This is a genomic window from Limosilactobacillus sp. (genome assembly GCF_041859915.1).
Lineage (GTDB): Bacteria > Bacillota > Bacilli > Lactobacillales > Lactobacillaceae > Limosilactobacillus.
On record NZ_JBFLGB010000008.1, the window covers coordinates 14194 to 30086 of the forward strand.

The following is a 15893-nucleotide window of genomic DNA, read 5'->3' on the forward strand; positions in this document are numbered from 1 at the left end:
CACCCCTAAGGACCTCATCGACCATCTCATCAATTTGGCCGTCTCTGTTAATCAATCCTTATAGGCATATCCCAAACGAACCATATTATAGCGAACTACTTCAGTAAAATCAACGCCTATTTCTTTCTCGGCGACGTTGACGCTGGCGGACCCGCTTAGCCTTCCGGATACGATGGCGAACCTCCAACTTACGTTTTTCTTGTTCCTCATCTTTAATTGCGCGTTTAATCCGTTTTTTATAACCAGGCTTAACCTTTTTCTTGGTTTTCTTAACAAACCCTTTCATCGAAGGATCTAAGGATGCTTGTCGCCGCCGGTATTTATGCCGCCGATTACGGTCATGGGTAGTTACCAATCGACCACGCTTCAATTCTTTAGGAACAAACTTAATACCACGTTCCTCCAACTTAGCAATCAGGTCATCCTCGCCAGGAGCATACAAGGTAATTGCGGTTCCTTCCATACCATTCCGACCGGTTCGTCCAACCCGGTGAATAAAATATTCCAGGTCAGTCGGTAAATCATCATTAATAACTAGTGAAATACCATCGATATCAATTCCTCGGGCGGCAAGGTCTGTCGCAACAATGTACTGAAAATCAAGATTACGAATTTGGCGCATCGTTCGCTTTCGCCGCCGAGCTTCCAATCCACCATGAATCATGGCAACCTTTAATCCCTGATTTTCCAAGTAATGAGTTAATTCTTCAACTCTTTTTTTTGTATTAGCAAAGACCAGGGCCAGGTACGGCTCGCCCATAGTCAATAAGCGATAAATTAACTGGTTCTTATCCTGTCCTTTGGTTGACAGTAGCCAATTCTTAACATCAGGATTGATAATGGTTTGGGGACGAATTTCCTCAACAACTGGATTAGCCATATATTTTTTAAGAAATGGTCGTAATTTTTGTGGAATAGTTGCTGAAAAAACCATCATTTGCAGGTCATCAGGAAAGGTACTAGCAATTTGATCAACTGGTGCTAAGAAGCCCATATCCAAAGTCATATCAGCCTCATCAACAACAAACATCGTTGCCGTATGAAGATCTAACGCTTGACTCTTAACTAAATCCAATACCCGTCCCGGTGTGCCAATTACCAGTTGCGGTTGCTTACGACTTAGTTGAGCAAGCTGGTGTTGCTTGTCTGTTCCCCCAACATAGTTATGAATTGTCAAGGGAGTAGGGGCAAACTTATTCAATTGCTTAGCAGCTGCGTAAATTTGATAAGCCAGTTCACGGCTTGGTGTAGTGATCACCGCCTGCACTTTCTGCTTTTGTGGATCAAGCTTAGCAAAAATCGGTAGCAAGAAAGCATGGGTCTTTCCACTCCCTGTTTCCGACTGACCAACTACACTTCGGCCATTCAAGATGTCGGGAATGACGCGCTCTTGAATGGCAGTTGGCTGTCGAAAGTTAATTGCGTGCACCGCCTTTAGTAAATATGACGGTAAGTTAAAATCCTGAAAAGTTCTTTCACTCATTGTTTCTTCCTTCCATTTAATTCTGGCTATCAATAGTTGTTAATTGATCAAGTTGGGCAATAACCTCTTTAATCTCCGCCTGGTCTTCAGCTTTAGCACCACTGGCAAGTGCATGACCCCCACCATTGTGCTTCTTAGCGAGACCGTTAATCGCTGGACCCTTGGAACGCAAACGAATCCGATAATGGCCATCTGTCTGTTCAACAAAAATTGCCCAGGCCCGGACGTCTTTAATTCGTCCCGGTAAAGATACTACTGCCGAAGTACCGGCTTCCGTCAAGCCAAACTTAGCCAACAATTCATTCGTAAGAACGACATAGGCTGCCCCGTGATTTAAAATAGTTAGGTGCTCATAAACATAGGCAGATAAACGTGCCAAGGGCAAGGTAATTTCATTCTCGTGTTGACTGATAGCTGCCGCATTGGCTCCCGCTGCCATCAATGCACCAGCAACCAGCATCGTCCGGGGAGTAGTAGCCGGATAGAGAAAGCGTCCAGTATCACCAATAATTCCGGCATATAATGCACTAGCCGCTTTCTTAGGTAGTTTAAGTTCCTTAGCAAAGTGTTGATAAAAGTCGTAAATCATTTCTGAACAACTGGAAGCTGTCGGAACAACCCACATCAAATCCCCAAAGGGTTCATCATTTGGATGGTGGTCAATCTTAATCAACTTATCACCATTATTGAAACGACGATCATCGATTCGTGGAGCGTTTGCGGTGTCGGTAACGATTACCAAGGCATCATCAAAGGTCTGATTGTCAATTGAATCCATAGTGCCAATCCAATCAAAATCAGGAATATGCTTGCCAACTACGTAAATTTGCTTATAAGGAAAAGAAGCCTTCAAGATTTCGGCGAGGCCTACCTGTGAACCAATTGCATCCGGATCGGGTCGTTGATGCCGATGGATAATAATCTTATTATATTTTTTAATCTGTTGGAAAATTTCTGTTAATTGATCAGCCATGATTTAACCTTCTTGATTTAAAAATTATTCTAATAAGTTAGTATACCAGTAAGTGAACCGCTGACCAAGTTTTAACTAAAAAAAGCCACGTGCAAATATTACACGTGGCTTTTTGAAAGCAAAATTGATTTTACTTCTTAGCGGCATCCATTGCATGGCCACCAAAACCATTCCGCAGAGCAGCAACAACCTTTCCATCAAAGGAATCATCTTCCATTGAACGGAACCGTTGGCTCAATGCTTCGTAGATAACCGGCGTTGGTACAGCATGATCCATCGCATCCATCAAAGTCCAGTGAGCTTCACCAGAACTGTGCATCCGACCAGCAATCTTGTCCAGGTGTGGATCCTTTTCAAAGGCTTCCGCAGCCAGTTCCATCAGCCAAGAACGAATAACGGAACCATGATTCCACATCTTGGCAACGGCAGCGTTGTCGTAGTCAAAGTCAGAAGCTTCGAGGACTTCAAAGCCTTCACCCATGGCTTCCATCATTCCGTATTCAATAGCATTGTGAACCATCTTCAAGTAGTGACCGGAACCAGCCTTACCGGTGTACAGGTAACCACCCTTTTGGGCAATCCCATCAAATAGTGGGGCCAGACGCTTTTCAAAGATATCCTTATCGTCCCCACCGATCATGAAGTTGCCGTCCTTAAGAGCACCTTTCCAACCACCGGAAGAACCGCAGTCAAAGTAGTGAATACCCTTTTCGGTAAACATGCGGTTATGATGCATGGAATCCTTCCAGAAAGTATTCCCACCGTCAATGACAGTATCATCGGCATCAAGCAGCTTAACCAGTGAATCCATCGTGGAGTCAGTTGGCTTACCTGCTGGTACCATTACCCAAACAGTCCGAGGCTGGTTAAGCTTCTTAACCATTTCTTCCAGAGTATAGGCAGGTTCGGCACCATAAGAAGCAGCCTTATCAACCGACTTCTTATTAAGATCAAAGGCAACGACTTGGTTATCATTGCGCAGCATATTTTGGCAAAGGTGAATACCCATCTTACCTAAACCAATCAATCCGATTTGCATTAGATTTTCCCTCCTGTATTTACGTCTCGTCGGGAAATGCGACCCGAACGAGGAGTAGGACGCCTAAACATCGTGTTTGACCTGTACTTACAACAGCACATTTAATCAAACGTCCGCTAAAAGTTTCCCACTTTTTAGAAGATTAGTCAATCACTTTTCTGGATTATCCGTTGACTTATCGGTCTGGTCCTGGTGATCATCCTTATCCGGGGCAGCAGTGGCCTTCTCCTTAGTCGCCTGGTCGTCCTTAGCAGCCTTGACATCAGTCTTAGTATCGTGATTAGCATCAGATTGCTTAATCACTCGTGCAATTGCCACCATGTCAAAGGTGAGGTAAATACCCTCACAATCCAGGGTAACGGTTCGATCCTGCTTATTAATTGAATCCACTTTTCCATGCAGGCGTCCAATCGTCACTACCTCATCACCAGGGTGCAGGCTATCCATCATACTTTGGTGTTGTTTACGCTGCTTTTGTTGTGGTCGAATCATAAAGAAATACATCAGAGCAATCATCAATAAGATTAAGATGATGCCTGAATAGCTGCTGGCTCCAGCATTAGCAGCACCTAAGATTCCAAAAATTAAACTATTCACTGTAATATCCATCCCTTCAAAAATATTCAATAATAACTTTAGCAAATTTTATTATAAAAAGCTACTGCTGGCCCGGATTCCAGCCTAATTTCGCTAAGTACTCAGTCTGGTGATTAGCCATTATAGCAGTACGAAAAGCACTTACCATTTGGTTAATAGTAAAAAGATTGTGCAGCAAAAGGTAACGCTCCCCTAAAGGTTGGTGGTGTATTAAAAGCTGGTGAATCTCTGCCCGGGAAATGTCATTTTGGCAAACCGGACAAGCACAACCGGGAACAATCGGTCGCTGATCAACTGCAAAATGACCGCGATCAAGGTGAAGGCGGTGTCCACCACCTACCAAGGCATTACCCATGTTAGCTTCCCGACCAGCTAAATCACTATCGATTAGGTCTACCCCACTTGCTAACATTGTAAACAATTGGTGCAAAGTCCCACTAGTCGGTAAATAACGCAGTCCACCAGATGGTAACATGGTTATTACCTCCTCAACCAGGCGTTGCTGTTCTTCAATAGGAACCATCGACGCTACGCCGGCAATACAATAACCGGCAACCGAAGCTGGTAAGGCCGCAATATTAGCTTGACGAGCCCGTTTAAGCCCCCCACCAACAATTGTTGCCAGGCAATTGGCCGGTAACGAAAATTCTTGGAGCCAATTTGTTGTTCGGGTAACGGCTGCTTTTAGATCATCTACTGGAGCATAGTAATCCGCCATTCGGGCAAAGCTTTGCATTATATCAGCACCAAGTACTGCTTGTCCTCGTAAGGCAGCCAATGGGGTATAAAGCTTCATTTCACTAGTCTGGGGATCATGAAAATGAACCCCGCTTGGCTTGCGGCCACGCGGCTTAGCCCACCGATAAGCTTGTTCTGCCCCTGGATCAGTTAGGATAACCCCATCCCAACCAATTAACCGGTGTAAATCACCAAGTTGGGGTAGCCGAGCACCAAAATGACGCCAATAATCAATCACGTTCACCTTAATTAGTTGCGTCTGACATTCAGCAAGTTCACCAGGGGTTAGTGTTCCAATCACGCTTCCAGTTTGAACAATGGCTGGGGTGGCTACTTGGTGTCCATTAACCGTTAAAAAACCGGTGCGTGCGCCCATCGCGGTTGAATGTTTAACTAGAAAAGCCAATTTTGTTGTCACTATGCACACCTCACTTTTGTGTCGGGTAGGGAATGCCAAGGTGACGATAGGCTGCTGGTGTGACAACCCTTCCCCGCGGTGTTCGATTAATAAAGCCAATTTGTAATAGGTATGGCTCGTACATTTCCTCAATCGTGTTGGTTTCTTCTCCAATGTTAGCCGCGATCGTTTTCAAGCCGACCGGACCACCATCATAAAATTTAATCATCGTCAATAATAATTTCCGGTCAATTTCATCTAATCCCTGACTATCTACCTGTAAAAGGTCCAATGCTCGTTTCACCGTTGCCGAATCAATACTGGGCTTGCCAGCGACTTGAGCAAAATCACGAACCCGTTTAAGAAGACGGTTGGCAATCCGCGGCGTCCCACGCGAGCGCAATGCTAGTTCATGGGCTCCTTCATCTTCAATCTTAGTATGAAATATTTTTGCCGAACGAAAAATAATTTGCTTCAGTTCATCCTGGTTATAGTAATTCATATGGGCAACAATACCAAAACGATCTCGCAATGGTGCTGACAGCATCCCTGCACGTGTTGTCGCTCCAATTAAGGTAAATGGTGGCAAAGGAAAATGAACCGGATGTGCAGTTGGCCCTTCACCAATTACAATATCAATATAATAATCTTCCATCGCTGAATAAAGCATTTCTTCCACTACTTTAGGAAGCCGATGAATTTCATCGATAAACAAAACATCACCGGGTTTTAACTCATTAAGCAGTGCAACTAGGTCCCCCGGCTTTTCAATTGCCGGGCCACTGGTAGTCTTAATATTAACGTTCATTTCGTGTGCAATCACCATCGCTAAGGTAGTTTTACCTAAGCCCGGTGGCCCATACAAAAGGACATGGTCCAAGGCCTCTTGACGGTCCTGAGCCGCTTGAATATAAACACTTAGTTCATGTTTAATCTTTGCCTGACCAATATAATCACGTAAGGTTTGAGGACGTAAGGTTAATTCTAGTTGCTCTTCCTCCTGATCCTGTGATTGGTCAGACATTAATCCATGGTCTTGATCAGTCATCTAACTCCCTCTTCTTACTAGCTAATTAATCGTAAAGCCTGTCGCAAGTACTCATCAGTAGTAGTGGCCTTAGCCTTGAGCAAAGCTTGCTTAACCTTTTTAATTTCACGCTCATGGTAACCCAGTGCCTTTAAGGCTGCTAGAGCATCGCTTAATGCTGGATTTACTTCTTTCTTCGTTACCGCCGCTTCAGGAGTAAGAAGATTATTCGTTGTCAGGCCATCAAGTTTATCTTTTAAGTCAAGCACAATTTGTGAAGCAGTTTTCTTGCCAATTCCTGGAAATTTAGCTAAATAACCGGTGTCGTTATTAGCAATGGCATTAATCAAACCCTGGTGGTCCGGATTGGCTAAGATCGCTAAAGCACTCTTCGGTCCGATACCAGAAACATTAATCAATTGCAAGAACAACTGCTTCTCTGCTCGATCAACAAAGCCAAATAACCTAATTGAATCATCCCTCACTGCTTGGTAAACATAGATGCGCACCCGAGCAGTAGCATCTTCTTTAAAACGATATGGATTGGCGACCAAGAGCTGGTAACCAACACCACCTGCTTCCAAAACAACGTATTGGGGTGTCACCGCGGTAACAATTCCCGTAATGTATTCATACACAGTTAATACCTACTTTTCTTAAAATTCATGGTCATCAAATTCGTCTGCAAATGGTACATGAGAATCCTGAATTCGCTTAAACATCTTTTCCAGGTCCTGATCATTAAAATGAACGGTTACCGGTCGTCCATGGGGACAGTTAAACGGATTTTCACATTGGGGTAAGCGCCGCAAAAGCGCCCGGGCTTCTCGTTCATCAAGGTGGTGGTTAGCCTTGATTGCCCGTTTACAGCTCATCATAATAGCGGTTTTCATCCGAAAATCCCGAACACTAATCTTGCCATCCTTGATTAACCATTCAATCATTTCCTTAGCGGTATCTTCCTCTTGACCCTCCTTAAACCAGGTCGGGTGAGAGCGAAGAATAAAGCTGTTTTGGCCAAAAGGCTCTAACTTTAAACCGACACTGGCTAACGTATCCAAATGTTGATTAATGGTCATCGCATCTACCGTCGAATAGTTCAACACCAAGGGCACTAAGAAAGCTTGCTGGTCAGGACTGACTTGACCAATTTCCTTACGAAAACGTTCGTAGTTAATCCGCTCTTGAGCAGCATGTTGATCAACGATATAAAGGCCGTCACTAGCTTGAGCCAATAGGAATGTCCCTTGCAGCTGACCAATATACTGCAGGTCTGGAAATCGACGCTTGGCCTTATTAGTTTTATCATGGACATCTAAATCAAGATTCTCCGCCGAATGAGGATGAGACGACTTAATTTTCGTACTTGAGGCCGCCTGGGCGTTGCCAAATGGTCCGGCCACATTTTCATTTTGATAACGCTGATCAAAAGCCTTCATTGCGGGACTAGCCAATTCTGCCGCCTGGTGAATGACCACCGGTGCACTGAGCTGACTATCATTTGCTTCAGCGCTGGCAGGATTACCAGTAGCTTTACGAGCTGGCCGTTGTGAATCTGGAGCAGTCCTCCCCGGGTTAGGGCTAACCTGATATTGATGAGCTGCCTCATTCAATCGTTGGTTAAGCTTAGCCACATCGGCAGCGTTAGGTCCAAAACCGGTTGGGTTAACATCCGGAATCAAATTCTCACTTGCAATTCGTTGGCGGATCGTTTGCGCAATTAGTTTGGTCAACTGAGGTTCCTTGCTTAAACGAACTTCCCGTTTAGCCGGATGAACATTGACATCAACCAATACTGGATCCAGATCAATATTGACCACCGCAATTGGGTAACGACCAACCATTAGTTTAGACTCATAACCTTGAATAATGGCCTTAGTTAACTCAAAGTTACGAATATAGCGATGGTTAATGGTAATAGTAATATATTGTCGTGAGGCCCGGGTTAATTCCGGCAATGAAACGAAACCGCTCACCCGAAAATCGGCATCGGCACCAGTGATCGCTAACATTTTACGGCCGGCTTTAATTCCATAAATAGCAGCAATCACCTGCTGAAGGTTACCATTACCCGCTGAACGAAAGATTTCCTTCCCGTTATGAGTAAAACTAAAGGCCACTGTTGGATTAGCAAGGGCTAGTCGATTAATAATATCAATAATCCGCGTTAATTCAGTGTGGGGTGACTTCAAGTATTTCAGACGAGCTGGCGTATTGAAAAACAAGTCGGTAACTAACACATCGGTCCCTCGACGAGCCGGAGCTGGCTTTTTTGCTAAAACTTTACCACCACGCAAGTGAATTTGGGTACCAGCGGGTTGGCTTTCTTGGGCTGTCACCATCACCACATCAGCCACTGAAGCAATACTAGGAAGGGCCTCTCCTCGAAAGCCCATCGTTTGTACTTTAAAAAGATCCTTACGAGTAGCAATTTTGCTGGTCGCATACCGACGAAAAGCCAATTCGACATCATCACTTGCGATGCCATCCCCATCATCAATTACTCGAATGCTATCAAGGCCAGCATTTTTAACAATAATATCAACACGTTTACTATGGGCATCCAACGAATTTTCCACCAGTTCCTTAACAATTGAAGCAGGACGTTCAATAACTTCTCCAGCTGCAATTTGGTCAGCTAGAACAGTGTTTAATTCATGAATTTTTCCCAAGCTTCTCGCCTCACTTTAATTTTTCCTGCCATTGATAAATTTGGTTCATGACTTCCATCGGGGTCATTCCCATCAAATTTAATTCTTTCAACTGGTGTAAAATCTTTTCCCCCTTGGTTGAACGCTTCTTTTTGGGTGTGGGGGCAAATAATTCTAGTTGGCCATTAGCATCCACTGCTGGTTTAGACGATGCAGTACCAGTTGGAACTGCCGAGGTTGTTGCGGCCGATTCTGTAACCCGATCAGCCGTCTGAGGATGCGGATAAGTAGTCACCGCTCGATCCCGATTGGTTGGCAGGGTGACTGCCTTTTCTTCCAGTTCTTTAAGGATTTGATTAGCACGTTTAAGCAATGATTCAGGCATCCCTGCTAATTTGGCCACATGGATCCCATAAGACTTATCAGCTGGACCAGCACTAACCTTATGCAAAAAGACCAACTCACCATTTTTCTCAGTGGCACCAACATGAACGTTCTTGAGTCGTGGCAAAGTCTTCTCCAGGTCGGTTAATTCATGGTAGTGAGTAGAGAAAAGCGTCTTTGCCCGGATGTGTTGGTGAACATATTCAATGATCGCCTGAGCCAACGCCATTCCGTCATACGTTGCCGTCCCCCGCCCAATCTCATCGAACAAGATCAGACTATGATCGGTAGCGTGTTTAAGGGCGTTGTTGGCTTCCATCATCTCAACCATGAAGGTACTTTCACCAGAAATCAAGTCATCCGCCGCACCAATCCGGGTAAAAATTTGGTCAAAGATTGGCAATTCAGCGGATTTAGCCGGTACAAAGCACCCCATCTGAGCCATTACAGCCGTTAAGGCCAACTGCCGCATATAGGTACTCTTCCCGGACATATTCGGCCCGGTAATCAATAAAATATCGGTTTGGTCATCCATCAAGACATCGTTTGGCACGTATTCTTGGTGACCCATAAACTTTTCTACTACGGGGTGGCGACCATCACGTACGACTAACTTATGCCCAGTGTTTAATTTAGGACGAACAAAGTGATAATCTTCACTGACAACGGCAAAACTCTGTAAAACATCCAATTCGGACAAGGCCCGGGCTAATTTTTGCAATCGTTTGATTTGCTTTTTGACCTGTTCACGGACATTGACAAAAAGATCGTATTCCAAGGCCGTCGATTTCTCCTGGGCACCCATAATCAAGGCTTCCTTTTCCTTTAACTCGGGTGTGGAGAAACGTTCAGCATTAACTAAGGTTTGTTTTCGCTCATAACGATTCTTGGGGATTTTATTCAGATTAACTTTAGTAACCTCAATGTAGTAGCCAAAGACATGGTTATAACCAATCTTCAGATTATTAATTCCAGTCACTTTCCGCTCTTGGGCCTGCAAATCAGCGATCCACCGTTTCCCATTATTCATGGCATCACGGTACTGGTCAAGCTGCTTATTATAGCCATCCTTAATGACCCCACCATCGGTAACCGAAATTGGTGGATCATTAACAATCGCCCGGTCAATCAGATCGGCTACATCATCAAGCGAATCCAGCCGCTTTTCTAGTTCCTCAAAGACAGGTGAATCAAGCGTTTCGAGGACATACTTAATCTTAGGAACCTGACGCAAGGAGGTCTTCAACTGAATCAAGTCACGACCATTAACGCTGCCATAAGCGACCCGACCAGCTAAGCGTTCCAAATCGTAAACTTTAATCAGTTCTTGCTGAATATTACTACGTTCAAAGTAATGATCTAACAATTCCTGAACCTTATCCTGACGAGCACTGATCTGGTCTGGATCAATTAGTGGCCGGTCCAGCCAGCGCTTCAATAATCGGCTCCCCATTGCGGTTTTAGTTTCATCCAAAAGCCAAGCCAGTGTTCCCTGCCGCTTGCCACTACGCATATTAGTCATCAATTCCAGGTTAGTTTTAGAATAATGATCAATTTTCATAAACGAACTCGGTTGGTAAGCAATTGCCCGTTGCATGTGAGCCAACGATCGTTTTTGCGTAGTCAATAAATAAGAAACCAAGAGGGCCACTACATGCTTCTGCTGACGAGTCTCAAGGTCCTGGGTTAGGTAGGAAACTTCAGCGTTTTTTAGAATCTTTTTCTGGTGTGATTGAAGAATATTACGCTTTTTTAACTGAGCTACCAACTCTGATGGCAATTGACCATCAACCACGGCTTCCTTACTCTGCAGGTTGACTAATTCGTTGACAACCGCGCCCACGTTATCAAGGGTAGTGGTCTTTAATTCACCCGTTGACAAATCAGTATAAGCCAAACTGAATTTTTGCTGGTCAACACTAATTGCTGCCAAATAATTATTTTGTCGAGCGGCATCACCGGTCAGATCCATCTGCGTTCCGGGAGTCACAAGCCGGGTAACAGCCCGTTTAACCATTCCCTTCGCCTTTTTAGGATCTTCCATCTGTTCACAGATGGCCACTTTATAGCCCTTATCGATTAAGATATCGACATAGTTATTAACGGCTCGGTGAGGCACACCACACATCGGAATAGGATTCTTAGCGCTATGATTACGCGTCGTTAAAGTCAGTTCTAATAGCTGGGCTCCCTTAACGGCATCATCATTAAAAAGTTCATAAAAATCACCCAGTCGGTAGAACAGAAAGGCATCTGGATACTGATCCTTAACTTTTTGGTACTGCTCCATCATTGGCGTCAATTTTTTTGTCAATTAATCTCACCTCATTAAAAACTTCCTACTTCACGCCAGCACTCATTTTGGCCTTGAATACCTACATTTTAATTATATTTTTTGCTTTAAAGCTACGCAAGAAAAAAAGAACTGGGGAATTTCCCAATTCTTTTTATTTAGCATAGTCCACTGCACGAACCTCACGGATCACTGTCACCTTAATGTGGCCTGGATATTCAAGCTCCTTCTCAATTTGATGCTTGATATCATGGGCCAGAGTGGTAGCTTCCAAATCAGAAATTTTCTTTGGCTTAACAATAACCCGCAGTTCACGACCAGCTTGAATTGCGTAACTATGGTCAACACCATCGTAATTATTTGCTATGCTTTCGAGCTTCTTTAAACGTTGAATATACTGTTCTAGCGATTCACTTCGCGCCCCTGGACGTGCACCAGAAATAGCATCAGCTGCTTGCACTAAAACAGCAATCACCGACGTTGGAGCAACGTCACCATGGTGAGAAGCAATTGTATTAATAACAACCTTGCTTTCTTTATACTTACGGGCTAATTCGACACCAAGTTCAACGTGTGAACCATCCACTTCATGGTCAACCGCTTTACCAATATCATGCAAAAGGCCAGCTCGCTTAGCCATGGTAACATCTTCACCCAGTTCAGCAGCCATAATACCAGCCAGCTTGGCAACTTCGATTGAATGGTCAAGAACGTTCTGTCCATAACTAGTTCGATATTTCATTCGGCCAACTGTTTTAATCATATCCGGATGCATTGAATGGATTCCTAGGTCAAAGAGGGCTTGTTCACCCGTTTCACGCAACTGGTTATCCATTTCTTTTCGTGCCTTTTCTACAGCCTCTTCAATTCGTGCTGGGTGAATCCGGCCGTCTTGAATTAACTTTTCCAAGGCAATCTTGGCGATTTCTCGTCGAACTGGATCAAAGCCACTTAACACAACTGCTTCAGGGGTATCATCGATGATTAAATCAATTCCAGTCAACGTTTCCAAAGTACGAATGTTGCGGCCCTCACGACCGATAATTCGACCCTTCATGTCATCATTTGGTAAGGTGACAACGGAAACCGTTGCTTCAGAGACGACATCGGCAGCACTACGTTGAATAGCTTCTACAATAAGTTTTTTAGCGTTTCGGTTAGCGGTTAATTCCGCTTCCTGTTCGCTGTCACGAATCATAACCTCACGTTCTGTCTTCAAATGATCCTTCATTTCATTTAATAATTGCTGTTTAGCATCTTCATGGGTCAATTCAGCGACTTTTTCTAACTCTTGCTGCCGTTGTGTCACTAATGCAGTTGCCTTTTTTTGTGATTGATGAAGTTGTTCCGTCTGCTGATCCAACTTATGTTCACGATCACCAACCGTGTTTTCACGCTTTTCAAGTGCATCATCCTTTCGATCCAAGGATGTTTCTCGTTGTAAAAGACGATCTTCCTGACGTTGGACCTCATCCCGACGTTGTTTAAGCTCTGATTCAACCTGTTCACGATAACGGTGACTGTCTTCTTTGGCTTCTAGAACTGCTTCCTTTTTCGCCGTAGCTGCTTTTTTCTTAGCATCCGCAATAATTCCATCAGCATCCTGATGGGCTTTTTCAACCTGCTTTTCAAACGAATATTTGCGAATCACATAGCCGACAATAATCCCGACAACCATAGCAAGCGCGGCGAAAATTAATAGTTTCATCATTTCACCTCCGCTTCAACTATTTTGTTGTTGGTTAAATAAAATTAATTTCACCGTGTCATGTAAAAAAACATCACACAAATTAAATTTTAAGCTTGCCTAGGTAGGGTGTCAACCATTGAATTTCACAATCTTAAATAAAAAAGCCTATTCCAATAACGCTTTGGAATAGGCTTAGACACAAATGCTTAATCACTATGCCTTTTTACTTTCACTTTTAGTCTTAGACTGAGTGGCAGTTTGAGTTGTTTTCCCCATCGATTTTAATGGCGCCATTCCGTAAGCAACCCGTACCTTATTCATTAGTTCGGCCATTTGTTGTGGATGGTCAGCTAACCACTTCTTGGCGTTTTCACGTCCCTGACCAATCCGCTCGTTGCCATATGAGTACCAAGCACCACTCTTATTAACCATGTCCTTATCAACCGCCATATCAAGCAGTTCACCGGTCTTGGAAATTCCTTCACCATACATAATGTCAACTTCACACCGCTTAAATGGTGGAGCAACCTTGTTTTTAACAATCTTGATCTTAGTACGGTTACCGATTACATTGGTTCCGTTCTTAATCTGTTCAGCCCGACGAATTTCCATTCGAATAGTGGCATAGAACTTCAATGCCCGGCCACCAGTTGTTGTTTCGGGATTACCAAACATTACTCCTACTTTTTCACGAATCTGATTGATAAAAATAGCAATTGTCTTAGTCTTATTAATCTCACCAGAAAGCTTCCGAAGAGCCTGAGACATTAACCGAGCTTGCAAGCCAACATGGGCGTCACCCATTTCACCTTCAATTTCAGCCCGAGGAACTAAGGCCGCTACAGAATCAATTACTACCAGGTCCACTGCCCCACTAGAAATCAAGGCATCAGCAATATCCAGTCCTTCTTCACCGGTATCCGGTTGCGAAAGCAAAAGGTTATCAACATCTACCCCTAAAGCTGCAGCATACTGGGGATCCAGAGCGTTTTCGGCATCAATATAAGCAGCCGTACCACCCTGACGTTGAACTTCGGCCACCGCGTGAAGAGCCACCGTCGTTTTCCCGGAACTTTCGGGACCATAGATTTCCACAATTCGACCACGAGGATAACCACCTACACCGAGTGCCTTATCAATTGCCAATGAGCCACTCGAAATAGTGTCAATCTTCATGTCAGCCGCATCACCCATGCGCATGATCGAACCCTTACCAAAGTTCTTTTCAATTTTTCTAATTGCAACATCAAGTGCCGCCTTTCGCTGATCAGCCAAATCAGATTTCCTCCTTTGTATTGAAATATCCGTGAATTAATCATACCAGTTTTTGACGAAAAAACAAGAAAAATGCGAACAATAGTTCGATTATTTTCTAAGAGCCTGATAAATCATCTGAAGACCATATTGAACACTTTGACGACGGATCTCTTGCCGACCAACATATGCTCCTAAGTGAAGTTGCCGAGTAATCGTCGTCTGCCCGGGCAATGCTAAACCAACCCAAACGGTTCCAGCCGGCTGGCCTTCCAGCGTATCTGGTCCAGCCACGCCAGTAAAGCCAATTCCTACATCGACACCCATCCGCTGACGACTTCTCTCAGCCATCTGAGCGGCTGTTTGAGCGCTAACCACCCCGTATTGTTCAATAAGTCGCTGGTCAATTCCTAGCAGGCTTTCTTTAGCACTAGCGGCATAAGTTACGAAGCCGCCATCGAAAACATTTGAAGCGCCGGGAATAGAACAGATAGTGCTTTGAAACATACCACCCGTTAAACTTTCAGCAGCTGTTATCTTCAATCCCCGCTCCTTTAATAGGTGGACAACTGTTGCCGCTAAAGAACAATCATCCCCACGACCAAAGTAATATTCCGACTCCTTACTAATAATTGCCTGCTGTGCATGATCTAATAGTTGTTTGGCCTTTGTCACTGACTGGTCATGAACTGTTAATCGAACTTGAATGGCATCCGGTTGGACATACGAAGTAATAACCACTCGATTCAAATTCTTGGTAACACTTGCAATCTCGTCCATTAATTGCGATTCCGGACGGCCAAAGAAGTTAAGAGTTCGACTGACAATTTGCTTAGTTGTATCAACTAAAGATCGTAACCGGGGCATTACTTCTTGATCAACCATTGCCATAAATTCACGAGGTGGCCCCGGAAGAACAACTAAACGATGACCACTATACTCATACCAACTGCCCAAAGCTAAGCCGACTGGATTGGCTAAAGGCTGACCACCTGCTAAGTACTTAGCCTGTTGAATGTTCTCTGGCATCATTGCCTTTTGGCGTTGTTTGAAACTTTGCTTGATCCAAGACCAATGATCACGATCAAGCTGGGTAGTGGTCTTTAAGGCGGATGCCACTCCTTGCAAGGTTATATCATCGATCGTTGGACCTAATCCGCCACAAACAAAAACAAGTTTACTTCTTTGCCAAGCAGCGCGAATAACCTTTTCCAACAGATCCGGTTGGTCCGGAACCGTTAATTGACGTTGCGCTTCAATATTTAATGTGCCAAGCCGCCGTGCTAAAAATGGTGCGTTCGTATTCACAATCTGTCCCAGGACGATCTCAGTACCAACCGAAATGATTTCTGCATCCATCTTGATTT

11 protein-coding genes and 1 pseudogene are annotated in these 15893 nt (G+C 44.2%); all 12 read right to left on the minus strand.

The window, feature by feature from the left end; genetic code table 11:
* Positions 1–109: 109 nt before the first annotated feature.
* Entirely contained in the window at positions 110–1483 is a 1374-nt protein-coding gene (locus ACEYV4_RS02415) for a DEAD/DEAH box helicase (protein ID WP_373841852.1), read from the minus strand.
* A 16-nt stretch (positions 1484–1499) separates the two neighbouring features.
* On the minus strand, positions 1500–2456 hold the full coding sequence (locus tag ACEYV4_RS02420) for a bifunctional oligoribonuclease/PAP phosphatase NrnA (RefSeq protein ID WP_373841853.1): 957 nt from the start codon (positions 2454–2456) through the stop codon (positions 1500–1502).
* A gap of 130 nt (positions 2457–2586) precedes the next feature.
* Positions 2587–3495 (minus strand): phosphogluconate dehydrogenase (NAD(+)-dependent, decarboxylating), encoded by a 909-nt coding sequence (gene gnd, locus ACEYV4_RS02425; protein ID WP_373841854.1) that lies wholly within the window; start codon positions 3493–3495, stop codon positions 2587–2589.
* A 150-nt stretch (positions 3496–3645) separates the two neighbouring features.
* Positions 3646–4092, minus strand: a complete 447-nt coding sequence (gene yajC, locus ACEYV4_RS02430) for a preprotein translocase subunit YajC (protein WP_373841855.1) — start codon at positions 4090–4092, stop codon at positions 3646–3648.
* A gap of 61 nt (positions 4093–4153) precedes the next feature.
* On the minus strand, positions 4154–5248 hold the full coding sequence (locus tag ACEYV4_RS02435) for a tRNA guanosine(34) transglycosylase Tgt (RefSeq protein ID WP_373841856.1): 1095 nt from the start codon (positions 5246–5248) through the stop codon (positions 4154–4156).
* Between the two features lie 10 nt (positions 5249–5258).
* Positions 5259–6251 (minus strand): Holliday junction branch migration DNA helicase RuvB, encoded by a 993-nt coding sequence (gene ruvB / locus ACEYV4_RS02440; protein ID WP_373841876.1) that lies wholly within the window; start codon positions 6249–6251, stop codon positions 5259–5261.
* A gap of 41 nt (positions 6252–6292) precedes the next feature.
* Positions 6293–6892, minus strand: a complete 600-nt coding sequence (gene ruvA, locus ACEYV4_RS02445; RefSeq protein ID WP_373841857.1) for a Holliday junction branch migration protein RuvA — start codon at positions 6890–6892, stop codon at positions 6293–6295.
* Positions 6893–6910: 18 nt separating this feature from the next.
* Positions 6911–8926 (minus strand): DNA mismatch repair endonuclease MutL, encoded by a 2016-nt coding sequence (gene mutL, locus ACEYV4_RS02450; RefSeq protein WP_373841858.1) that lies wholly within the window; start codon positions 8924–8926, stop codon positions 6911–6913.
* Between the two features lie 10 nt (positions 8927–8936).
* The gene (gene mutS, locus ACEYV4_RS02455; protein WP_373841859.1) at positions 8937–11603 is read right to left on the minus strand and encodes a DNA mismatch repair protein MutS; all 2667 of its coding nucleotides are present in this window, start codon (positions 11601–11603) and stop codon (positions 8937–8939) included.
* A 133-nt stretch (positions 11604–11736) separates the two neighbouring features.
* Positions 11737–13290: a ribonuclease Y gene (gene rny, locus ACEYV4_RS02460; protein WP_373841860.1), complete on the minus strand. Its 1554-nt coding sequence runs from the start codon at positions 13288–13290 to the stop codon at positions 11737–11739.
* Positions 13291–13557: 267 nt separating this feature from the next.
* Positions 13558–14547 (minus strand): annotated as a pseudogene (gene recA, locus ACEYV4_RS02465) (recombinase RecA); the annotation flags it as partial.
* Positions 14548–14637: 90 nt separating this feature from the next.
* Entirely contained in the window at positions 14638–15885 is a 1248-nt protein-coding gene (locus ACEYV4_RS02470; RefSeq protein ID WP_373841861.1) for a competence/damage-inducible protein A, read from the minus strand.
* Positions 15886–15893: the final 8 nt, after the last annotated feature.

Bases quoted from the DNA above. Each gene is read 5' to 3' on its own strand.
- ACEYV4_RS02415 (WP_373841852.1), bottom strand. From the start codon at position 1,483: ATGAGTGAAAGAACTTTTCAGGATTTTAACTTACCGTCATATTTACTA.
- ACEYV4_RS02420 (WP_373841853.1), bottom strand. From the start codon at position 2,456: ATGGCTGATCAATTAACAGAAATTTTCCAACAGATTAAAAAATATAAT.
- gnd (WP_373841854.1), bottom strand. From the start codon at position 3,495: ATGCAAATCGGATTGATTGGTTTAGGTAAGATGGGTATTCACCTTTGC.
- ruvB (WP_373841876.1), bottom strand. From the start codon at position 6,251: ATGTCTGACCAATCACAGGATCAGGAGGAAGAGCAACTAGAATTAACC.
- rny (WP_373841860.1), bottom strand. From the start codon at position 13,290: ATGAAACTATTAATTTTCGCCGCGCTTGCTATGGTTGTCGGGATTATT.
- ACEYV4_RS02470 (WP_373841861.1), bottom strand. From the start codon at position 15,885: ATGGATGCAGAAATCATTTCGGTTGGTACTGAGATCGTCCTGGGACAG.